At 59.4% G+C, this 21,905-nt stretch carries 17 protein-coding genes and 3 pseudogenes; 6 read left to right on the top strand and 14 right to left on the bottom strand.

Annotation, left to right across the window (positions count from 1 at the left end; translation table 11 throughout):
- Positions 1–119: 119 nt before the first annotated feature.
- Positions 120–332, bottom strand: coding sequence for a cold-shock protein (locus tag NKH60_RS27865; protein ID WP_023679670.1), 213 nt, complete (start codon positions 330–332; stop codon positions 120–122).
- A 373-nt stretch (positions 333–705) separates the two neighbouring features.
- On the opposite strand from NKH60_RS27865, the gene NKH60_RS27860 reads away from it, so the two are divergent.
- The 3 genes from NKH60_RS27860 to NKH60_RS27850 all read left to right on the top strand — a co-directional run bounded on the left by NKH60_RS27860 (position 706) and on the right by NKH60_RS27850 (position 5,282).
- On the top strand, positions 706–933 hold the full coding sequence (locus NKH60_RS27860; RefSeq protein WP_352473851.1) for a hypothetical protein: 228 nt from the start codon (positions 706–708) through the stop codon (positions 931–933).
- A 1,025-nt stretch (positions 934–1,958) separates the two neighbouring features.
- Complete coding sequence (locus NKH60_RS27855; protein WP_352874161.1) at positions 1,959–3,314, top strand: M16 family metallopeptidase; 1,356 nt, start codon at positions 1,959–1,961, stop codon at positions 3,312–3,314.
- 510 nt (positions 3,315–3,824) lie between these two features.
- On the top strand, positions 3,825–5,282 hold the full coding sequence (locus NKH60_RS27850; protein WP_502907786.1) for an NAD-dependent succinate-semialdehyde dehydrogenase: 1,458 nt from the start codon (positions 3,825–3,827) through the stop codon (positions 5,280–5,282).
- A gap of 827 nt (positions 5,283–6,109) precedes the next feature.
- On the opposite strand, the gene NKH60_RS27845 is transcribed toward NKH60_RS27850, so the two are convergent.
- The 4 genes from NKH60_RS27845 to NKH60_RS27825 all read right to left on the bottom strand — a co-directional run bounded on the left by NKH60_RS27845 (position 6,110) and on the right by NKH60_RS27825 (position 12,488).
- Positions 6,110–8,317 (bottom strand): class I tRNA ligase family protein, encoded by a 2,208-nt coding sequence (locus NKH60_RS27845; protein WP_352874159.1) that lies wholly within the window; start codon positions 8,315–8,317, stop codon positions 6,110–6,112.
- Positions 8,318–8,451: 134 nt separating this feature from the next.
- Complete coding sequence (locus NKH60_RS27840) at positions 8,452–9,231, bottom strand: phytanoyl-CoA dioxygenase family protein (RefSeq protein ID WP_352874157.1); 780 nt, start codon at positions 9,229–9,231, stop codon at positions 8,452–8,454.
- A 506-nt stretch (positions 9,232–9,737) separates the two neighbouring features.
- Positions 9,738–11,042, bottom strand: coding sequence for a lysine N(6)-hydroxylase/L-ornithine N(5)-oxygenase family protein (locus NKH60_RS27835; RefSeq protein ID WP_352874155.1), 1,305 nt, complete (start codon positions 11,040–11,042; stop codon positions 9,738–9,740).
- A gap of 1,281 nt (positions 11,043–12,323) precedes the next feature.
- Positions 12,324–12,488 (bottom strand): hypothetical protein, encoded by a 165-nt coding sequence (locus NKH60_RS27825; protein WP_352694246.1) that lies wholly within the window; start codon positions 12,486–12,488, stop codon positions 12,324–12,326.
- A gap of 149 nt (positions 12,489–12,637) precedes the next feature.
- Here NKH60_RS27825 and NKH60_RS27820 point away from each other — a divergent pair, with 149 nt between their 5' ends.
- Positions 12,638–13,318 (top strand): OmpW/AlkL family protein, encoded by a 681-nt coding sequence (locus tag NKH60_RS27820; protein ID WP_352874177.1) that lies wholly within the window; start codon positions 12,638–12,640, stop codon positions 13,316–13,318.
- A gap of 401 nt (positions 13,319–13,719) precedes the next feature.
- On the opposite strand, the pseudogene NKH60_RS27815 reads toward NKH60_RS27820, so the two are convergent.
- Positions 13,720–13,908: pseudogene (locus NKH60_RS27815) on the bottom strand (ArdC-like ssDNA-binding domain-containing protein); the annotation flags it as partial.
- Positions 13,909–14,263: 355 nt separating this feature from the next.
- On the opposite strand from NKH60_RS27815, the pseudogene NKH60_RS27810 reads away from it, so the two are divergent.
- A pseudogene (locus NKH60_RS27810) lies at positions 14,264–15,435 on the top strand (IS110 family RNA-guided transposase).
- A 651-nt stretch (positions 15,436–16,086) separates the two neighbouring features.
- On the opposite strand, the pseudogene NKH60_RS27805 reads toward NKH60_RS27810, so the two are convergent.
- Both NKH60_RS27805 and NKH60_RS27800 read right to left on the bottom strand, forming a co-directional pair.
- A pseudogene (locus NKH60_RS27805) lies at positions 16,087–16,300 on the bottom strand (helix-turn-helix domain-containing protein).
- Positions 16,301–16,476: 176 nt separating this feature from the next.
- Positions 16,477–16,623 (bottom strand): transcriptional regulator, encoded by a 147-nt coding sequence (locus NKH60_RS27800; protein WP_352874175.1) that lies wholly within the window; start codon positions 16,621–16,623, stop codon positions 16,477–16,479.
- A 215-nt stretch (positions 16,624–16,838) separates the two neighbouring features.
- On the opposite strand from NKH60_RS27800, the gene NKH60_RS27795 reads away from it, so the two are divergent.
- Positions 16,839–17,114 carry a DNA -binding domain-containing protein gene (locus tag NKH60_RS27795; protein ID WP_352874153.1) on the top strand — a complete coding sequence of 92 codons (276 nt, stop codon included), beginning with the start codon at positions 16,839–16,841 and terminating at the stop codon, positions 17,112–17,114.
- A 12-nt stretch (positions 17,115–17,126) separates the two neighbouring features.
- Here the strand turns inward: NKH60_RS27795 and NKH60_RS27790 are convergent, their stop codons facing one another.
- The 6 genes from NKH60_RS27790 to NKH60_RS27765 form a co-directional block, all read right to left on the bottom strand.
- Complete coding sequence (locus NKH60_RS27790; RefSeq protein ID WP_352874152.1) at positions 17,127–17,621, bottom strand: DNA -binding domain-containing protein; 495 nt, start codon at positions 17,619–17,621, stop codon at positions 17,127–17,129.
- Between the two features lie 58 nt (positions 17,622–17,679).
- Positions 17,680–17,913, bottom strand: a complete 234-nt coding sequence (locus NKH60_RS27785) for a transcriptional regulator domain-containing protein (RefSeq protein ID WP_352874150.1) — start codon at positions 17,911–17,913, stop codon at positions 17,680–17,682.
- A 33-nt stretch (positions 17,914–17,946) separates the two neighbouring features.
- On the bottom strand, positions 17,947–18,573 hold the full coding sequence (locus NKH60_RS27780; protein WP_352874148.1) for an acyl-homoserine-lactone synthase: 627 nt from the start codon (positions 18,571–18,573) through the stop codon (positions 17,947–17,949).
- A gap of 91 nt (positions 18,574–18,664) precedes the next feature.
- Positions 18,665–19,393 (bottom strand): LuxR family transcriptional regulator, encoded by a 729-nt coding sequence (locus tag NKH60_RS27775; protein WP_352874146.1) that lies wholly within the window; start codon positions 19,391–19,393, stop codon positions 18,665–18,667.
- A gap of 541 nt (positions 19,394–19,934) precedes the next feature.
- Positions 19,935–21,341: an aminotransferase gene (locus NKH60_RS27770; protein WP_352874144.1), complete on the bottom strand. Its 1,407-nt coding sequence runs from the start codon at positions 21,339–21,341 to the stop codon at positions 19,935–19,937.
- A gap of 163 nt (positions 21,342–21,504) precedes the next feature.
- Positions 21,505–21,905 (bottom strand): Lrp/AsnC family transcriptional regulator (locus NKH60_RS27765; protein ID WP_352874142.1); only part of this gene is annotated, 401 nt, incomplete at its 5' end.

Genomic DNA, 21,905 nt, shown 5'->3' with positions numbered 1-21,905 from the left:
TGAGGAATTCGCGACGCCTGCAGCAATCTGCTGCCCTCAGTTTTTGCTCGCTCCTATCGAGCGGCCGTGAGGACCTCCGGACCTACGCGCCCACTCTTGCCAGGACGCAGGAGAAAATTTCAACCAGCTTTGCTGAGGCTGCCAGCGGAGGATTTGCCGGTGCGGCGATCCTGCTCGATCTCATAGTTGATCTTCTGGCCGTCAGCGAGGGTCGAGAGGCCCGCGCGTTCGACAGCGGAAATGTGGACGAAAACATCCGGACCGCCATTGTCGGGCTGGATAAATCCAAACCCCTTGGTGCTGTTGAACCACTTTACCGTTCCAGTAGGCATATACGTGTTCCTCCTTAACAATTGCAACGTCGGGCAGGCCATTAGGCCTGCCTGACTCATAGCCGAGACTTGGGCGCAGCAAAAAGCGAAAAATTGTTAAGCCCCGATCAGCTGGCGCACTCCATTTTGGCCGTAGTCGCCAGCAAGCACTGTCCTACACTACCGCTCGAGCATGGCCGGAAGCGCCCGATCCTTCCAACGCTCCTCAGCGCCACGTCTAGGGCTGGTGCTTGGAGGCACGGGACGTAAGGCCGACCGCTGCTCGTGCCGCCAGGTCAAAGGCCGGGTAGTTCACGGAGCTACCTTCGTGCATAACGGCTTGGCAAGCGCTTGAAGGAGTTTCGAATTGGATTGTTTCAAGAGGGTCGAGGGGTTGATCGATGCCACCAGCGTGGAAGCGATCGATAACGCGCGCGTTTTGCTGGACCAGTTCAAGGGCAAGTCAGAAACAATCGCCCAAGCGATCGACGACTTCCTACTTGATTTCATGACCTTGCTGTTTGTGGTAGAAGCTACCCGCGAGCGGTTCCACAATCCGGCGAGGCGGTTGGCGCGTATCAGATTGAGCAGGATCAGGCTGTTACTCACCCGATGCTCTTGACCTAAGGGACCACGCCGCCAGGGATGCGTTTGCAGCCGCAAAGAAGGCAAAATCTGTTCGCCGGCAAACCGAGCACAGCCAGTCGGTATTTGCGCAGATGAATTCGACCGCGACCGCCAAATTCTCCTGTTTGGTACCCAGCGACGACGGCAAGCGCGGACAGCTTCCGTGCTGCTGTCCTCCAGCGACAGACGTGCCTGCATGCCCCTCTACGGCGAGCTCGACGGTTGTTTCTTACGTTTGACCAAGGTCCCGCGCAAACACTCCCCTTTCCCGCAGCAACTCATCAGGCTCAACGGCCTCGCGGCAGGCGCATTACGCCAGAAGCGCGCGACCGCATCGTTTTTTCCCGCCCGAGTCCTACGATCTTCGTTTTCCAGCGCCTCGCGGATATCGCCCAACTTGCCGATTTTTGGATCAGATCCGTCCTAGCGCGCAAGCAGGCTCCGGGTTCCAGTTGGCTGGGCTGCTCACGCCTCTGCCCTTCAGCATCGACCCGGTCTGGCTGTCGAGGACAGGGTCCCGCTGGGGCGACCAACATCTCCATTCTCACCGTCAGTGCAGCGGCCATTCGAAGCGCATCCTATACCCCTCCCCGGCAGCCCGCCCAATCGTCTTCCGCACGAAGAAGATATTCTCAGCCGCGCGCGCGTCGCGTTCGGCCCTGTCCGATGTCCGACAATGTCGGATGCGCAACATGGCAGAGCCCGATTTGTCCACTGCCTCGAACGGTTTTCTGATCTGGCACGGTGCATGCTTGGTCATCCGCAAGGCATCGCGGACCAAGGAGAATCCGTCCCATGATCACCTCACCAAGAAATACCGCCGCAGGTCTCCTGGGTCCATCCAAAGATGAGGCTCGAGTAAGGCCTGGCCCCATGAAGAGCTTATTCATCTGGCTCGGCGCTGCCCGCCGATCCTCCCACGCGGGGAGACTGGGACGCAGCGCCTTCATCAAAATGAGGAACAAATCACTTTGCCTCGAACCTTGCCTTTCGACCAGCCACCACAACCGCAGCCATCGATTGTCCCCCTGGCTGCGCAGGGCGTTCATTGCCACCGCGCTGGCCCTGGTGACGACCGCTCCGGCTCTGGCCACCACCGACGGCGGCAAGGTGACGGATTTCCTGCTCGACAACGGCATGGAAGTGGTGGTCATCCCCGATCACCGCGCACCGATCGTCACTCATATGATCTGGTACAAGATCGGCAGCGCCGACGAGCCACCCGGCAAATCCGGCCTTGCCCATTTCCTCAAGCATCTGATGTTCAAGGCGACGACCAACCACGCCGCCGGCGAGTTCGACCGAGCCGTCTCAGCAATCGGCGGCTACAATAACGCCTTCACCGCCTATGACTACACCACCTTCCTCGAGACGGTGGCGCCCTCGGCGTTGGGTGAGATGATGGGCTTCGAGGCCGATCGCATGTTCAACCTCATCCTCAACGACGATGATATCAAGACCGAGCGCGACGTGATCCTGGAGGAGCGCCGTTGGCACAGAGAGACGAACCCGCATGCTCTGCTGGACGAGGAGGTCAACGCGACGTTGCGGCAAAACCAGCCCTACCGCATTCCGGTCATCGGCTGGATGCAGGAGATGGAGAAGCTGAACGGCACCGACGCATTCACCATCTACAACAAATACTACCGACCGAACAACGCCGTGCTGGTGGTGGCCGGCGACGTAGAGCCTGAGACGGTGAAGGCGCTGGCCGAGAAGACCTATGGCAAGGTTGTGCGCGGGCCGGACCTGCCCCCGCGCAACCGCCCGGTCGAGCCGGAGCAGAACACCAGGCGCACAGTGACGCTGACCGATGCGCGCGTTTCGGTGCCGAGCTTTTCCACTCAATGGGTGGTGCCGTCCTATCATACGGCAGAGCCCGGCGAGGCCGAGGCGCTCGACCTGCTGGCCGAGATCCTCGGCGGCGGTAACCGCAGCCGGCTATATCAGGAGCTTGTCGCCAAGCAAGGCATAGCTTCGGCGGCCGGCGCCTCCTTCCAGGGCACGATGCTAGACGACACCAATTTCACCATCTCCGGCTCGCCGCGCGGCGATGCAAAGCTCGTCGATCTCGAAGCGGCGGCCGTTGCCGAAGTCGCCCGGATCGCCAAGGATGGCGTCACCAGCGACGAGCTGGACAAGGCCAAAGACCGCTATATCCGCTCGGTGATTTTTGCGCACGACGAGCTGGACCACATCGCCAACATTTATGGCAAGACGCTCACCACCGGTGGCAATGTGAAGGACGTGCTCGAGAGGCCGGACCGCGTCCGCAAGGTCACCACCGACGAGGTCAAGGCGGTCGCCGCGCGTTATCTGGTGCTCGACCATTCGACGACAGGCTATCTTTTGCCGCAGCAACAGGCGGGGAATTGATCATGAGCTCCATCCCCATGCAAATGCGCCGGCCGGTCTTCCCTCGGCGCGTCTTCGCCACCCTGTTCCTCTCCATCCTCTTTCTCATCTTGCGGGCGCTCGCCGGGTAAACGGGATCTGTTTAAAGCCGCGAGGAGCGGTTTTCCCGGGCCTTGCCAGGCATTTGCCGGTTGAGGCGTCATTATTTGGGGTGCGCTCCTCCTCAGGCCAGCCTCTCTTCGAGTGGATAGAGTCGCCGATTCGTGGTCCGCAGATTGTAGGCGCAGTCCACCAGCATCCACTCCGCGCGGCTGGCGAAGCCGATGTCCGTTGTTCAATCGTTCGACTAGTAGAACCGCGAGGCATCTTCTAGCGTATTCAGGTATTCTCCCTTTCCAGTTGGGTACCGTGGTCTACCAGCTGTCTGGCCGAGGCCCTATAAGGAACCCGGACCTCGCGGAGTACACACCGCACCTGCTATATAGACCTGCTGCGTTGAGGAGGAATCCGGTATTGCCCCTGTGCCTGCCGATGATCCGTCACCTGAGATCCCCTGACCTGTTTGGACCCATTGATCGCCTGCCGGCACTTGGCACGCGGACTAGCGAGCGGACATTCGAGGTCCTCAACCCGTCGACTGGCGAAGTGCTGGCAGAACTACCCGACATGGGTGTCGAGGAGACATGCGCTGCGATCGACAAGGCCTATGTCGCTCAGCCTGGATGGGCAGGGTTGACCGCACGTGAGCGCAGCGACGTTCTATCGCGATGGCATCAGTTGATCATCGACCACGCCGACGATCTCGCCGAGATTCTCACCGCGGAGATGGGCAAGCCGCTTGCCGAAGCCAAGTCGGAGATATCGCATGCTGCGGCGTATCTGCAATGGTACGCCGAGGAGGCCAATCGCGTCTATGGCGAGACGATCTCCGCACCATCGATGGACCGCCGAATGCTGGTAATCAAGCAGCCCATCGGAGTTGTTGGCACGATAACGCCATGGAATTTCCCGGCCTCGATGGTGGCGCGCAAAATCTCGCCAGCCTTGGCGGCGGGCTGCACGATCGTCCTCAAGCCCGCTGAACAGACGCCGCTCGTGGCGGGAGCAATGTTCGCCCTCGCCCATCAGGCTGGCTTTCCCGAAGGCGTCGTCAACCTAATCTATGCGTCCGAAGGTGACGCGGTCGGCCGCGAACTTTGTACCAATCCCAAGGTCCGCAAGATCAGCTTCACCGGGTCGACTGAGATCGGGCGCCTTCTCATGCGCCAGTGCTCTGACCAGATCAAAAAAGTCAGCCTTGAGCTCGGCGGCAATGCACCTTTCATCGTCTTCGATGATGCCGATATCGATGCCGCGGTTGACGGTGCGATCCAGGCGAAGTTCCGCAATGCCGGCCAGACCTGCGTTTCGGCGAACCGCCTTTACGTCCAGTCGGGCGTTCACGACGAGTTCGTCGAGAAATTCGTGCAACGGGCATGCCAACTTCAAATTGGTGATGGTTTCGCTCCCGGAGTGGACATCGGACCGCTCATCGACAAGCACGCATTGGCCAAGATCGAATCCCATATTGCCGATGCCGTCGCCAAAGGCGGCGCAATTCGATGCGGGGGCAAACGCATCGGCACGAATGGCACGTTTTTCCAACCGACAGTCCTGACCGGTGTCTCCAGCGAGATGACCGTCGCGCAAGAAGAGACATTCGGGCCGCTGGCACCGATTATTCGCTTCAAAGATGCGGATCAGGTCGTGCGTGAGGCCAACGACACGATCTACGGCCTCGCGGCCTACTTTTATGCCTCCAACCTGAAGCGTGTCTGGCGTGTGGCCGAGGCCTTGGAATATGGAATGGTCGGGGTAAATACCGGCCGGATGTCTTCAGAAGCGGCGCCGTTCGGTGGGATAAAACAGTCCGGCATCGGGCGGGAGGGATCCCGCCATGGCCTCGAGGACTACCTCGAAATGAAATATCTCTGCATGGGCGGCATCTGAATTTTCGGCTTGCAGGGTTCACAGACCGGGTAACCTAGCGAGCGATCTCCAAATATGTGAATTGTAGGATCGCTCCTCGATTGGGAACTGAGGGGCGGCTCCGTACCCGAGCAAACACGCAATCCTGAAGGAGCACCCTGGCTGGACTTATCTCTCGACGAGACAAGCGTCTGCATTTTCGGCGAAGACGGCGTGCATGTGACGGAGGATACGCTTGCCAGCGATTTGGCGGCCCTCGCCGACTTCAGGCGACGGGCTGTCGTTGCGCGGGTCTGGTTGGAAGCTTGTGCACCATCGCGATCATGAACGCCGGTTTGTGCGCAATATCCGGTTTCTGGGCAGAATTTTGAACCTGCTACCTTTCAATTGTCAGTAGCTCAGTTGTTCTTCGGCCGAATGCCGCGCCGGTACAGGCTCGGACAGAATCGAAGATACCATCAGGCAGGCATTCGCATTCGACATTTCCGGTGATCGGCGCACGATCCAGGGCGCGCCAGGTTGACCAAGCGCCTCGAACCGCATGACAGTCTTGACCGGCTGAAGGACGGAAATCCCGCGATGCCGAAGAGGTTGGTCAGCGCAGTCGAGCCCACACGGCATTTGCGGCACGAAACAGCAAGGGGTGGGAAGCGATCGGCCGAGCGGTCCTCGAAGGCGCGGGCCAGGGTGCCGACGATGCGTTGGTTCAGGTCCGCCAATCTGGTCTCTACCGTCTGATAGCGGCTTCGGTCGCCAGTGACAGCGAGTAAAGATATTTGGCATCATCGGCTTTGATTGCCGCGCAGATCTGGTCGAGATTGGGATAGCTCACTGGTGCACCTTTGGGCTCATAGTGCTTCCTCCTCATCGAGATGAGGATTGCCGGATTTGGCGTAGAACACCAACACGGGTCCGAGATCAAAGCGCGTCCCGGGCGCAAGGCGCTGGACGGACCGGGGCCATGTTTCGGTTGAGACGCCATCGATGCCTCGCGCCAGCGTTCTGGCGAATCGGGGCATCAGCGGAGCGAGTGTCGGCGCCAGGATCGCAGCGGCCGTCGTCTGAAGGGCTAGCGAAGTCCGATTGCGGGCGGGATAGAAACGTCGCGCCGCCGCATAGTCTTGCGCCCGACGGTAGACCACGCAATCGCGCACGAAATCGCAGACCTGAGCGGCCGCGCGGCGGACCGAGAAGCCTTCGTCCGAATAGGCGCGTTCCATCGCCGCGCGATAGATCTCTATCCGAGCAAAGAAGGCGCGGTCGGCCGGGCTCCAGTCGCCTGCATCGGGTACACGGCCGCCAAAATCCTGCTTGATTTCCTGGTTCAACGCATCAAGCCAGTTCAGCCAAATCCCTTGGAACACCTCGTTCTCGGTGCGGCGCAGCGCGTCCAGCGTGAAATCCGTCCGCTCACCTTCCGGGCGTGTCAGGCCCAAATGGAGGCGCACGACGTCGACTGTCTTTGGGCTCAGAACCTCCTTGCCCCAGACCGCATGGCGGCAGCTGGTTGAGAACTTCTTGCCGTCGAGCAGGTAGAACTCGTTGACGTGATAGTGGATGCGTGGCGTCCAGTGGGAGAAGACCTCGGCGTAAAGAGCGGGGTAGAGTAGCGCGTGGTAGAACGAATTGTCGAAGCCGAAGAAATGGACAATCTGCCAGTCGTTGCCGGGCATCTCCGCCTTCCAGTCGCGACCCAGCAAGCGGCCGAGCGCCTGGATGTTGTAAAGAAAACCGAAGGCCATTTCCGGCCAGACCCAGATCACTTGCCCCGGGAACCCTTCGGCCGGCAGGCCCCAGTCCGAGGGGTGGGTAATGGGCACTGAAAAGTTGCCGCGTCGGCGTAGGCGCGCGAAGAGATCCAAGATCCGTAGCGGGACGCCCGACGCCCTTAGATGCCGCTCGATATTGTCGTAGCATCGGTCCAAGGCAAGTTCCGGGCGGCGAACGGAGCGGACCAGCGGCGCCTCGGCAGACTGCCGTGACCGGGCTGCACCCAAGTCGTGGCAAAGGTTTGGGGCGCCGCATTCCTCGCAGATGTTGCCACCGGCGGAGCCGCCGCAATCGGGGCAGAGGCCGCTAACATCAGGCTCGTAAAGATAGTGGCCTGTCACAGCATCGAAAAGCGCAGGGCTCTGGCGCAGATCTACCGCCGTGCTGCTCAGAAGACTGCGGAAACACGCGGCTTGAAACTCGCCGTAACCGTCATCGCCCATTGTGGGTTGGAAGCTGTGGACGTCACAATCGAGAAGTGCAAGCGTGGCGCGAATCTCGTCGGCGTAGTAGCGCGCCACGTTTGCAGGCGTCGATTGATCGGCATCAGCGCGTGTCGTGACGTAGCTCTGGTTGTCATCGCTTCCAGTGAGGTGATAGGCTTCGACTCCTTTCATGCGCAGGAAACGAGTATAGACGTCGGCGCCGAAATAGGGGCCAGAAAGATGCCCCAGATGCAGATCGCCATTTGGCGTTGGAGGCGTGGAGAAGACGAAGATCGGCCCGCGTGAAGCCGTGGTTTTTGCAGCGGCATCAAGGGCGGCCTCGCCGTCTCGCCAGTAGACATCGACGAAATCTAGGTCTTCGTTTCCGTCGTTGCGCAGCACATGCGCTTCAAAAGGGTCGAACAGAACGACATCGCCCGCCTCGACCGAGATTTCCCCAAGGTCGGTCCTGACCTTGCCCGATCCTGACAGGATCACGAAGGCCTCGATTTCGTCGTGCCGATGGGGCTCGGATGTAACGCCCGGTGCCACCCTACCGAACGAAAACCCCGTGCCGGCGCTTCCCGTTCCAAGCGTGGCCATGTTGATACCGAACGCCCGCGACAGCTCCGTTCGAGAAAACGTGTATTTGCGCATGACAACGAACCTAAGCTGTTGAAGCCGTGGGATCTTCGGCTGCCAACGCAACAGCCTCTTGTGCAAGTTGCGCAGAGAAGCGGCAGCCCAACCCGTTGGCGGCCCCGGCCAGAATAATGCGGCTCTGGGCCGCCAGGCGGGCGACGAGGGGGGCGCCAGTCGGGCTGTAGGCGTCACAGAAGACCGCCCTGCGACCACCTCCACAATCCACGTGCCGAAGCGTCGTAACGGGCTGCGGTCGATGCTCCGCGAGCCCGCAAATCAGAACGCCATACTCTCCGCGCATTTTTGAGCGGCCGATCAGTTCCGTGTGCATGCCTCCGCCTGGCTGCGTGAGCTCAATCGCGATAGAAAATGCCATTTGGGGGCTTGAGTTTGTCGAGATCGGCCACTTTGCCCTCGGGCGGGTTAAGAGCGCGCTTAAGCACGTTATATTCAGCGCGGGTCGGTCCACCGGTTGAAGCACGCTGGAACACCAAGTAGAGTGTCCGCCGCGAACGATTGCTTTTGTTCGGTCGTGAGTAGTGCGGTGCGTAATCGTCGAAGATGAAGATGTCGCCAGCCTTCCATACTACGGGTTCCCAGGAGAACATTTCGGCGACTTGAGGATCGATCACCCCACCGGCATCCATGGGAAACACCCCCTTCTTGTGGTTGCCGGGGCTGAAGAAAAGCCCGCCGTTTTCCGGGTCGGAGTCGTCGATGCCTACGGCAACCACCGCATGGACCATCCGGTCGGGGAGTTTGTGTGGAATGTGATAAATGTCCTGATGCGGGAGATAGCCGCCGCTGTCGGGGTAGTGGAAAATCAGCAACTCCTTGAGCCTGCGCGAATCTTCGCCAAGCAAATCCTCGACCGCTGACTTTATGCGCTGATCTTCTAAAAGCAAACGACGCAATGGATCATGGAAGTCGAGAAAATTCTCGATCTTGGAGATGATCTTTCGATTGTCCGTCGTCTTTTCGAACCACATGAGCCATTTATCATCGCTGACATCCCAGCGTGACATGTCTTCGACAAAAGTAGAGATGTCTTCCTGAGCCGCTGGAGCGAAGAACCTTTCGAGCCTGACGTATCCGTCTTTCTGCCACTTTTCTCTTTGTGCATCAGTCAACATGCGAAAAGCCTCCTGTTGGAAAGACTGGTTGGTCGGACATCCCAATTAGGGCAGTCGGGCGCTGGTCAAGTTGCGGGTCCACGGAGACGGACTCACGTCATGTGGGACGGCGATGCTAAGTGCGTTCCGTTCCGGCGGATATTGTCCGCAGAAGCTCGGCGCGAGACTGCCTATGTCAGGCTCAGCCGGGTCCAGGGGTTCCGTAAACTGGGCCGGATCAATCGCTTCACCCGGTCCAGCCACGACACGCATCGCTAAAGGCCGGCACCATCCGCTGACCGCCGACCCAGCCATGGCCGCCAAGACCACGGCGCTCTTTCGAGTGAGCGAGCTGGTACGGTCTTGACAGCCGTAGGGGAAATGCACGCCCCCAGAATAATGCGATGCGCCGCTTGGTCCAAGGGCTTGTTCGGTCACGATGATTTCGGAGAAACCTCCGGCCTTCGCCTCAGCGGAGGCGGACATCATTCCTAGGATGCCACCGCCGATGATCAAAAGTCTACGAGTCATATCCCGCTGCCCATTTCTTCGGCTGCGGGGTCGGGCCAGCTCTCGATCGAGGTATGGCTGATGAAGCCCGGATGCTCGGGGTTCGCGCATGGCGCGCGCCCAAGAAGGCTATCGAGGATGCGGCGCGCGCGCCAGGCCAGCAGGCTTAGGTTCGGATCGGCCAGGCCGCGCTGCCCGAGGCTCGCGTTTTGCACGAAGATGCGTCTGCCACGCGGTCCGTCCCAGCTCACCGAAAAATCCTGGCGAATAGCTAATTCATTGTCGATCTGCTCCAGCCGGTGCGCGATGGGTTCCAAGAAGTCTGGCACCGCGTTCTCGTAACCGGTGGCCAGGATGACGATGTCAGCCGTGACTTCTTCGACCTCGTCCATGCCGTGCTGCAGGGTCAGCCTGTGACCCGCGCCGGCGTTGATGCAGTGCGAGACGGTGCAGCCCGGCCGCAGTGTGATGTCGCATCGGTTTGGTTCGAAAAATGCGTGGCGGTACAGCGCCTGATAGATTGCGCGCAACGTGCTTTCCGAAATGCCGTCCGAGGCAAGCACGAAACGCCGCAGGAGCACCTTACGCCGCGACTCGCTCATCGCCGCGAAACGATCCGAAAAGCAGGGCATGAACAACTCGTTTGTGAACGGGCTGTTGTCGAGAGGCAAATAGTTTTCGCGCTGCGAGACCCAGGTGATCGAGGCAGGCCGCCGTTCTTTCGGCAGGCCGACAAGGTGCAACATCACCTCGGCTCCCGACTGGCCTCCGCCAACCACGCAGACATGCTTTCTCCGCACCTCAGGATGGATGTGCAGTAAAACAGATGAGTGGAACAGGTTGCGTCCAGTCCAGCCCTGAAACTGAGGCGGAATTTGCGCCTGCTTGCCAATGCCGACCACGACGTTTCTGGCGCCGAGAACCGCCTTATCCGTCCGCACCCGAAACTCGCCGTCAAAGCGGATTTCGCGCACCGTCTCGCCGCCACGCACAAGTGGGTTCCTGTGGAAGGCCCAGTTCAGGTATTGTTCGAACTCAACTCTGAGCACGGCTTCGAACTGTGCGTTCAGGAAGTGATACAGACGCCCGTTCTCGTGCAGGAAGTTTACGAAAGTGTAGGCTGATCGCGGATTCACCAGCGTGACCAGATCCTTGAAGTGGCTCACCTGGAGCTCTGAGGAATCGAATGCGATGCCTGGGTGCCAGCGGAAGTCGACCTGTCGATCCAGGAACAGTGCCCCTTCCCCAACTTGTTCGTGTATCTGACACGCAAGGCTCAAATTAGACGGCCCAGCACCGACCCCAACGCAAGATAACTCCACTTGCTTTCCTCCTATAGAGTCTTCCCGCTAGGCGGCTTGTTCGCGGCGAATATCGGCCATAGCCATTGGGCCCCCTCGCGGACGTTTTCGAGCCCCGGTGCCGACCGGATTGCGAGAATTGTCCTGCGCGTTCGGGTCGTCGAATGTAGACCCGAGCATTCCAGCGCGGTGACAATCGACGGGTCATGCCGGCGACGTGGGGCAACGACGTATGTCCTTTCCGCCCGTCTGGATGCCCGCGTCGCCATCACGCGAGGAGCTTTCCAGGCCCATTAAGGTGTTTGAAGCCGGCGCAATCGCCCGCCTCTACCATGACGCGCCGGCCTTTCGGCGGCTTGATGGCAGGCGAGAGCGCGGTTTTCACTGCGGCGACGGCATTTTCAGTGCGCATGATCATGGACGACGTCTCGCTGATGCGTTCGCAGAGTCCCATGCATGGGCCGTGCCAGAGAAGGAAACTTTATTTAACAATGGATTGGCGGATTTGCGATCCTGTCGGAAATCCGACATTGAGGGACGCCTCACGGCGGCGCTCGATTAGCACGCCGATGTCGCCTTTTTCCCAATAGCTAATCGGGCACTTCTGCACCAGAATACTTCTCTTGGAGACCAGCACGACGTCTTCATGAACGGACAGTGCAGAACCTTGCGTCTCTGCCGGACAGATCGCGATGTGCCTCTCCCATCGAGGCCGGCAGTTGCAAGAGCTGCCAGATCCTTAGCCCTATCGTGCCGTTGCACTGGCTCGATCCCGACATCCTCGGGGGCCGCGATCATGAAGGCTGACGCAATCTCATATCCGCCGCGACGCCTCTCTCAGGGGGAAGCAATTCTCTATGTTGGTGTCGGATCGATGCTCCGGATGAGATGATTGCGGATGGCCGCATGCACATACCTGAGCGCATCAATGATTGTGCGATCTGGCACCTTCACCAACTGGATTATCGAACTGTAAAGATAGCCGGAAGACAATTGCGTTCTACCACTCTGCCGGTTCCAAAAGCAGATGCGCCATTCGGTCCCTGCGACTCAATCCAGGGAAAGCGATGAGGCCGCAAAGCAGTCTTTTGCGCGCCGAGCCGGTGGCCAGGATGGAGCAATCGTAAACGCAGTTATTCGATGATCGCCGTCGCGGAGTCTTCAGGCTGTGCCGCGCCCGAGACCGGCGACGTAGTGGTCGTCGATGGCCCCGTCGCCGATGTCGATCCGAAGCTCGACCAGTTTCGCGGTGAGCTTCACTGCTTATTCCGCAGTGTCCACCGAGTGGCGCAGGAGGTTCTATCAGGCGGTCACGGCTGCATTCGTTGTCGGATCTTCGACGATGTCGGACATGAGACACAGCGCCATCAGGGTGATCGCATTGTTATGAAATGATTTTCTCATTTGGCACGACACCTGCAGCGCAGTCCGCAAAACGCGCTGCGGCACGGAAAGAGGAGAAATCATCCCATGATCATGCGCGCCGAACGCGGTCGCAGCCGCGAAGCAAACTGGGCATGAGCGCTCCGCCAATATCAAGCAATTCGAGCAAGATTATTCGTAATTCAGTCCACATTTCTGAAGAGCAAGGAGAGAATATCATGGCGAGAAACCAAATGCGCGCGGCGTGGGGAGTAACAGCGGCCGTTGTCCTCATTGTGATGGGACAGCAGGCAGTCGCGGCGGACCTTGCGCAAGCGGCGAGCGTCCCGCAGGCGGGAGCCTCGGTCACGCAAGCGCCAAGCCCTTGGCAACTCCGCCTGCGTGGGTTGGGGGTCATCACCGAGGATTCGGGCTACGTCAATGCAGTGTCAGGCTCCGGTCTTTCCTATTCGGACACCGTGATCCCGGAACTCGATATCTCCTATTTCTTCACGGACAACATCGCCGCCGAGCTCATACTCGGCACCACCTATGCAAACATCGGGGGCCAAGGTACGATCGGCGGACTGGGCAATATCGGCAAGGTTTGGCTGCTGCCGCCTACCCTCACATTGCAGTATCATTTTACCAATTTCGGCGCGTTCAAGCCCTATGTCGGTGCCGGCGTGAACTACACGATCTTCTATAACCAGGGTGCCGGCAGTGCCGATGCTCTCAAGGTTAAGAATACATTCGGCACCGCGCTGCAGGTCGGATTCGACTACATGGTGGATCAGCACTGGGGCGTCAACTTCGACGTGAAGAAGCTTTTCCTCAAGCCAGACTTCGACGTCACGGTCGACGGCGCGAAGCTGACGGGAAAGGCGGAGCTCGATCCCTGGTTGATAGGAGCAGGTGTCACCTACCGCTTCTAACAACGAAAGGTGAAGGCGGCTGCTGATAGCCGATTGGAATGAAGGGCGCCTCGTGCGCCCTTTTTTGGTCGTCTCTGTACGGGCGACACGCCGACGTCACCGCAATGCCACGCCATTTTGCAGAACTTGATGCACACAACTGCCCTCCTCCAGCGGACCAAGAAGGTACCCCTGGTCAATGCGGCCTCGACTAACGCCTGAAATGGACGTGCTTAGATGCGCTTCGGATTCAGGATGGCTGTTGGGTATTGTTGATGGGGGCATCAGTCTCCCGGACGTCATGTCAGAGCTATGCGCCTGCGTAAGGCGAGCACGGAGTTCCTCGACGCCGACAAGACGCCTTGTTCAGCCATGCTGCGACAGCTGCTGTGCTTTTGCTGCAGGAGCGGTGGCTGGCCCCGCGTGGATGCATTCCTCGGCAGGCCAAGGCCTGCCTTTGCGCTGCCCCATGGCTTGACCCATGGCACGGTGCCGCGCTCCAGTTCGGCAATGATGCGGTCCGTGATCTCCTGATAAAGGCTGGCGCCGGGGCGCCCGCCCTTGCCTGCGCCAGCCTCTCCGCTGGGGGTACGCTTGCTGTTTGCATGCATCGTCTCATCCTCCGCTCGCCAATCGCCGCGCCTTTCCCCGGAAGATCCCATGGGTGGTGGAGGCAGCGCTCGATCCCGATCTCGCGTGCCTGCCCCGTGAGCGGGGTGGCGGCAGAACGCGACTGGCTTGGCTCGCTGAACGAGGCAGGCTGCACCCGAAGGGCCGGAACGGAGTGGAGGATGTGAGCGGAGCGAACATTGCGGCCTGCCGCAGCGGGCCTAGAAAGGAGCGTCGCCCACCCCGCGAGCGGGGGCAGGCAACAACCAAAACCACATCGCGAAGCGATGACCGCAGCTGTGATCAACTCGCTTTGACCGACGCATTGCTCATGAACAACTTGGAGGGACAGAACACATGAAGGCTGAAAACGCGACTGAGATTGAAACCGATGCCGTCCATACGACACTCGGCGCTATCTTCCTGTCCCTGGAACTCAGTCGCTCGACCTGGTTGGTGACAAGTTTGTTGCCGTGCAACGGAGAGAAGATGTCAAAGCGCATCGTCAAGGCAGGCGATACGGCCGGATTGTTCGACCTTGTCCGCCACCTGAAGGCGACAGTTCGGCGCAGAACGGGCCGTGACGTGCCGGTGATCGCAGTCCAGGAGGCTGGCCTGGACGGCTTCTGGATACATCGGATCCTTGAGCGTAATGGCATCGAAAGCCATGTTGTTGATGCGGCATCCATCGCCACGTCACGCAGGAAACGCCGGGCGAAGACAGACAAGCTGGACGGCGAGACCCTCCTTCGCGCCCTGCTTGCCTACAAGCGCGGCGAGCCGCGGGTATGCGCCATGGTCGTTCCGCCATCGCCCGAGCAAGAAGACCGAAAGCGCAACAGCCGTGAGCGACGCGCTCTCATCGCGGAGCGGATCAAGATTGTGAACCGGATCAAGGGGCTCTTGTTCTCACAGGGCATCGTTGATTTGAGCCGCTGAAGCGGAACCGGCGCACTCGACTGGAAGAACTCAGGACCGGAGACGGTCGTGAACTACCGTCGAATCTCAAAGCGGAGATTGTCCGTGCACTGGACCGGATCGAGCTCGTGCTTCGGCAAATCAAGGACGTGGAGGCAGCGCGCGACGAAGCGGCTCGCAAAGAATGCGAGCCTTCAAAAGTCGCCAATGGAATGTCGATGCTCAAGCAGCTGCGCGGCGTGGGAGCGGACTTTGCCGAGGTGCTTTGGTCCGAGGGTCTGTATCGCGAATTTGCGAATCGAAGGCAGCTCGCCTCCTATGCCGGTCTGACACCGACACCGTGGCAAAGCGGATCGATCAGCCGGGAACAGGGCGTATCGAAGGCGGGCAATCCGAGGCTGAGGACCGTGATGGTGCAATTGTCGTGGTTCTGGCTTTTGCATCAACCTCGATCGGCTTTGGCACAATGGTTCCAGGAGCGAGTCGCGATCGACGGCGGCAGGCGCCGCAAGCCGGCCATCATTGCGCTCGCGAGAAAACTTCTGATCGCGCTGTGGAAGTACGTTCATCATGGTGCTGTCATTGAGGGCGCTGTTATGAAGCCGGCATAATCAACGCACTCTTCTCCATCCGCCGGGATTGATCGCTCCCGGCTGATCCTGGGCGAACGAACCTTCCACCCCACTTGGCCTAAAATGCCGTCCGGAAGATTGGTCGCGTTCCTCTGAGCCTTACCGACGAAAGCGGGATGTTGGTGCAGCTGCCGCAGAGCAGCGACCGTATGTGAGTTTGGACCGGTGTTGTCACCGCGCCAAGATGACAGGCTCGGACCTTGGATCACAACGCATTGAGGTGGATATGCGAAGACAGTCTTGACGACAAAATCCCCATGTGAGCGGGGTGGGCGGCGAGTCGCGACCGGAAAGGCCCGCCGTGGGAGGCGGACCGCATCCGAAGGACCGGAACGAAGAGGAGGACCCTGAGCGGCACGCGAAGGGTTGCGGGCTGCCGCGGCGGGCCTAGAAGGGAGTGCCGCCCACCCCGCGCCACCGGGAAAGGCCAACAGCCAAACCGCGCCGCCCGCAAGGGCGGCGGCCGTCACAGCCCGAAGGGCTGCCCGCGCCAAGGGGCGAAGCCGAATGGCCGAGACCGCCTGAGCTTGCCGAAGAAAAGCGGGCTCGGTTCATGAGCACCTGGTGCGCGTCGTCAGGCGCGCGGGCGCTCGAGTCTCATCAACCGCGGTTTCGTCCCTACTTCCAGATCTATTCAGAATGAGGGTTGAGTAAATCGGCCGGCTCGATTCCGAGCACTCTGGCGAGTTTTGCCACCATATCAATGCTGGCGGCACAGACCGGCGCTCAAGTGCGCTGACATATGTTCGGTCAACGCCAGCCTCATGCGCCAGCGCTTCCTGCGACAATTTCTTTTTTGGCGACGCCTACGCAGATTGCGGGCAAAGACCTCTCGGATTTCCATGCACGAGAAGCCACCCTCTTGTCGAGGATTTCACCACGGAGGATTCTCTACAAAAATCAGAGACAACAAAGGGGAGCGGCTGCACGGCATCACTTTAGCGAGGGCAAATCCCGCTGATCCGAAAACTCAAGGACGTAAAGCGTGAAGTTTGACACCCAAACAAAGTGCGACGCCACCTATAGGTCACGAGAGCGACGCATTTGTGCCAGAAGCTCGCAAGGATCGATTTTGAGAGCCTCGGTTACGTCGAGAAAATCAATTACGTCCAGCCCACGTTCACCACCCTCATACTTGGCGACGAACGACTGCGGGCGGCTTAGCATTTCAGCAATCTGGCTCTGGGTGAATCCGTTATTTTTGCGCGCCGCAATCAACCTTTTCAGCAGCCAGCGCTGGCGAGGTGATCGAAGGGATTTCGGCATCAGACGAACCGGCCAGGAAGAACTGGCTCATCGACTAATCCCAGTTTCGGATTATCCCATTTTAGGATATTGTCCAGTCAAAGGCGGACGCGGGGTAATTCATAGCGAGATATGAGATGGAAGACAGATTGCTCCAACCTGCTGTTGCCGACGAGGTCCCCTGGGCGGAGAGCCTGACCGCTTATGACAATGAGCACTTCAGGATCTATCTGAGACTCATAGACGCATGCGCCGGGAATGCCAGCGAAGAAGAGATGGCGCAGGCGATATTGGGCATTGATCCAGTGCGAGAGCCAGCTCGCGCCCAAAAGGCGGTTCGCAGCCATCTCGCGCGCGCCCACTGGCTGGTGATCGCGGGGTACAAAGAGCTGTTCTCTGGTCAAGAGGCCTGATGGTGACGATCGCTATAGAAGAAACCGCTTATACCCACCGCTCATAAGCGAGCGCCCGCGTCTGACTGCACGGCGGACGCCGTCGCGAAGATGGTCGCCGGGGTCGGCCCAGTCCTGCTCGACGCGGGCTCTGCCGAAGAGGGCAAGGCCGATTTCGCGGTGTGATGCGCCAGCGATGGAGCCGTCGAGCGCACGCAAGACTCGGCGCAACCGCGAGCAACGGGGCTCGGTCGGAAAGAATCCTGGTTGCAGCCTGCCGGTCCAACAGAGGCTGTTCAGACATTCCAGCGCGTTCAGGCGTTGCTTCAGTTCCTCTGGCGACCAGAGGACGGAGGATGTCAATCGCACAGGTTCGAGGATGCTGACGCCGGAGGCAGCCAGCTGCAAGCTCCTGCCACTGTCCTCGACAAGGACGTGCTGATGCCCGTCCCGCGTGACGAGTATGGAGATGCGGCAGGAGCGCGGGGCGAGATCAAGCAAGTCGACCCCGCGCGGCCGCGCCGCCATTTCGGCAGCAACCGGCAAAACATGCGGACATTGGCAGGGGCACCAAAAGACGCTCGCATCAGTTCCTTTTGAGCTTGCAAAACAGAAGGCCCCACCGCGAGAGATCAACAGTGTTCGAAGGCAGGCTGATAATGTCCACGGATCGGGCGTTCGTGCGTTCGGCACCGCGTAACGCGTTCGCCAGATCCTTCTGGAAGTCCGGATTGCGCCTGAGGAATTCCCAGGCCCAGCCTCGGCTGGTCAGCCGCTCGACATAGCCATAGTCACCATCACCAGGTCTTGTTTCGTCCATTGCATCGTTTCCAAGAAAGGTCGGATTCCAGGCTCAGGCGATCTTCATGACCGGTGTCCACAGTACCGGGCCCTTGAGTCCGCCATTGCGATGGAGGGCTTCCAAGCTCTGTGTTGAGACGTCGAGATATCCGGCAACGGCGCGCGTGTGGCCTATTGTTTGCGGATCGGACAGCCGTTCGAGTGGCCAGCCGGCGCGACGCAAGATCCGCTCTATGCGTAGATCCGTTACGGTAACGATGCTGTGCAGACCACGTGACAACCCAAACTCGACCATCCCGGCAAACAGCTCGTAGGTGCCAATAGCGATGCCCGCCTGTTTCGGCGCGGACGGCGGCAGATCAAGCGCAAAACGGCTGCTTTCCCAAACACGCGGATCTTCCGGCGCTGGACCGTCGGCAAGGAGAGCGAAGAAGCTATCGCGCAGCATTGTCGGTCCTGTAGTCGGCAACAGGCGCACGCAGCCGTCGATGCGTCCGTCGGGCGCACGCAGCAATAGGTAGTGGGGACGAAGCGCGTCGAACGGATCGACCTCAAAGCCGCCGCTGAACGAAACGTCCCAATCAAGTCGATCCCTGAAGACGCGATACCGCAAGCGGTGCATCTGCTCGAGCTCGTCGCTGAACTCAGCGTAGCAATCCGGCGTGATCAACTGCATCATGATGGCCTTTCTCCCTCGCATGGATAATACCTGCGATTGAAGGCAAAGGCCGGAGTTGATACAACCTGTGCATGTGCCCAGGTTTCGGAGATCAGGTGAAGAGAGATGGCCTGGATAGTGCAAGTCGAACGGCTGCCTGAATAGCCGTCTTCACGCCAAGCTTCTTCCTGGCGTTATCCCGATGAAAGGCTGCGGTGCTCCGACTGATTCCCAAGATGCGGCCGATTTCCCACGCCGTCTTGCCGCGAGCCGCCCACTTCAGACATTCCATTTCCCTTCGCGACAGGGCAACGCCAGCCACGGTCCTGCCGTCGGCCAGCTTGCGACAGGCATGAAGGTGGAAGAAGACCGCGATGAGCTGCAGCACGCGATCATATCGATCAATCAGGCGAAAGAACGGTGGTCGCCTTTCATCGGAGGCGAAGGTCAGTGCTGCAAAAGTACCGGTGCTGTCATGGATCGGGATCGTGAAGCCGCAGTGAATGCCAAATTGCGTCGCCTCATCCATCAATTGTCGCTGCTGCGTCGATAGTTCGAGAACAGCACCGTGCGCATCCCAGTTGAATGGTTCCTGACCACCACGCGCCTGATGGATAACCGGGTCAATCTTTTCATATCGGCTGTGAAGGTAGTGAGATGTCCAGGATTGAGGGTAGGTGGAAATCAGGCGGACCTTGCGGCCCTTGACAGGCGAAGGAAAAAGATAGGCAAAAGACGGCAAATCGAGCGAAGAGGCAATCTCGCCCAGAGCGTTGCGCAGGTCCGTCGCGTCAGCGCTGTCCGCGATCTGCTCTACAAATCTATGAAAAGCGTCTTGCATAGCTAAACTGCAGTGAGTTCTGGCCTCCCAAAAAGGAGCCAAGACGGGCCGGCCAATCCGCAGCCATTCTGGGTAGAAGGCCCGGCCGGAGACTGAGCTCCGTGCCGGGCCGGTGCGCCTTGGGAGGGCGATATGTGCTTCGACGGCGCTGTTATCGAAACCGAGACGTCATTCCAGCGTCATCTGTTAGCAGGTGACAGTTGTCCTCTTGGGTTTGCACTTCATCACGGTCGGGGTGTCTTTTTGCGTGCGGTTGAGACTGCTCCATGGAGGAGCTCAGCCTCACGGTAGATTGCGGTCTGTGGTCTGTGAAAGCGTCACCTCTTTTTTTGCAGCAGCTCACGTGAGCCGTCTTCGGACGCGAAGGCGGCAGTGTGTTTTTCGAGATTGGCGTCGCATTTCGGCATCGGCTCGCACACCCTCCATGCAAGTTGCCTTAAAAGCGAAGCGGATTGTTGCGCCCCCCTGCTCATGACGCCACAGGGCTGCCGCACGTGAATATCCCGGCCGATCCGAGTGGAAGGCTTCATCTCACGCCAGATCATATCGCGCCGTCCGCCTTCAGCGCGCGATAGGTCGTATCGACTGATTTCGCGGTCGCGTCGACGATGATGTCGATCTCTTTCCGGGAAATGATCAGAGGTGGGGCATAGCCGAGAATATCGCCATGCGGCATAGCGCGGCCGATGACACCATTCTCAAACAGAGCAGCAGCGGCGCGCACGCCGACCTGAAGTCCGGGTTCAAATGGTACCCGCCCTTTAGGATCCTGCATCAGCTCCACGGCGGCTAGAATGCCGACGCCGCGAACCTCGCCAACAATAGGATGTCCCTCCAGTTCGGCTCTCATGCGGGCATGCCAATACGGTCCGACATCCCGAACATGTTCCAAGATGTTTCTTTCCTTGAGCAGTTTAATATTCGCAAGCGCTGCCGCCGCGCAAAGCGTGTGACCAGAATATGTCCAGCCATGGCCAAGTGGGCCGTGCTTCTCCGTTCCTTGTTCCAAGACCGACCAGACCCGATCACCGATAATAGACCCGGAGATAGGCAGGTAGGCTGAACTCAAGCCCTTGGCGATCGTTACGAAATCCGGGCGCATGCCATACAGGTGGGAACCGAATTTCTCACCGGTTCGCGCGAAGCCGCAGACCACTTCATCGGCGATCAGAAGGATATCGTACTTGTCGAGCACGCCTTGAATTGCCGTCCAGTATCCCTTTGGGGGCGGAACGATGCCGCCGGTCCCAAGTACCGGCTCTCCGATAAAGGCTGCAACTGTCTCGGGGCCATCAGCGAGGATAAGGGCTTCAAGTTCGTTAGCACAGCGTCTGGAGAACGCTTCCTCACTTTCGCCGTCATGCGCCTGGCGATAGTAATGTGGCGTCGTCGTATGGCGCACCAAGTCCAGCGGCAGGTCGAAGAAATTGTGAAAGAAGGGAAGGCCTGTCAGGCTACCGGTGATCAGCCCGGACCCGTGATATCCGCGATGTCGCGAGATGATCTTCTTCTTTTCAGGACGGCCGAGGATGTTGTTGTAGTACCAGACCAGCTTGATATTGGTTTCGTTAGCGTCGGAACCGGAGAGGCCGAAATAGACCCTTCGCATGTTCTGACCGAAATATTCGACCACGGCCTCTGCCAAGAGCGCGACTGGCTCGGTTCCTTGGCTTGCATAGACATGGGCGAACGGCAACTCGTGCGCTTGCCGGGCAATGGCGTCGGCTATCTCGGTGCAGCCATACCCCATATTGACGCAATAGAGCCCGCCAAAACCGTCGAGGCTTTTTCGGCCTTCGGTATCCCAGATGTACACGCCTTCTGCGCCTACCATAATTCGGTTTGGCGTCTCGCCGCGGCTGTGCTTGGCTAAGTGCGTAGACGGATGAAAGACAAAGCTCCGATCCTTCTCCCGGAGTTGCTCGGTTCCCAGATTGCTCAAGCTCATCGTCCGTCTCCTCGCGATCATCGGCGGAGGACACTCAGCCAGCCGCCTCTTTAGCAATTAGCATACCGGCAAACGCCTCTCGACTTTCGCGGGAATGTACGACTTTAGCCGACGAATTCGCGGAAACGACACCGATCGCCGTGGAAATCGAGGTTTGGGGAGTTTATCTTTGCCTTAGAGCGGACAAGGGGATCGGTGAATTGGATTTCACTGGTTTGGTCACGACAAGGCTATAGTATTTGTCGATCCCCAAGCCTGCCTGCAGCAGTCCCTCCATGAAATTCTGATACGCAGCCATGGAAGGAGAAGAAACGCGCATCAGATAGTCGATCCGCCCCCCGATAGCCCAGCAGTCCAGGATTTCCGGAATTTCCTGGATCGCAGTCTCGAAGTGTCGTTGATCCTCGAGACGATGGCGATCCAGAACCACCTCCACCATTATAGAGATAATGCCCCCGATGAGGGCTGGACTGAGTCGGGCGTAGAACCCCTCGATGATCCCTGCGGCTTGGAGCACACGGAGCCGCTCCGAACAGGCCGAAGCCGAAAGGTGAACACGCTTTG

This window comes from Mesorhizobium sp. M1006, assembly GCF_040318825.1.
In the GTDB taxonomy this organism is placed as follows: Bacteria; Pseudomonadota; Alphaproteobacteria; order Rhizobiales; family Rhizobiaceae; genus Mesorhizobium.
This window is presented reverse-complemented; position numbering and strand designations above follow the sequence as displayed.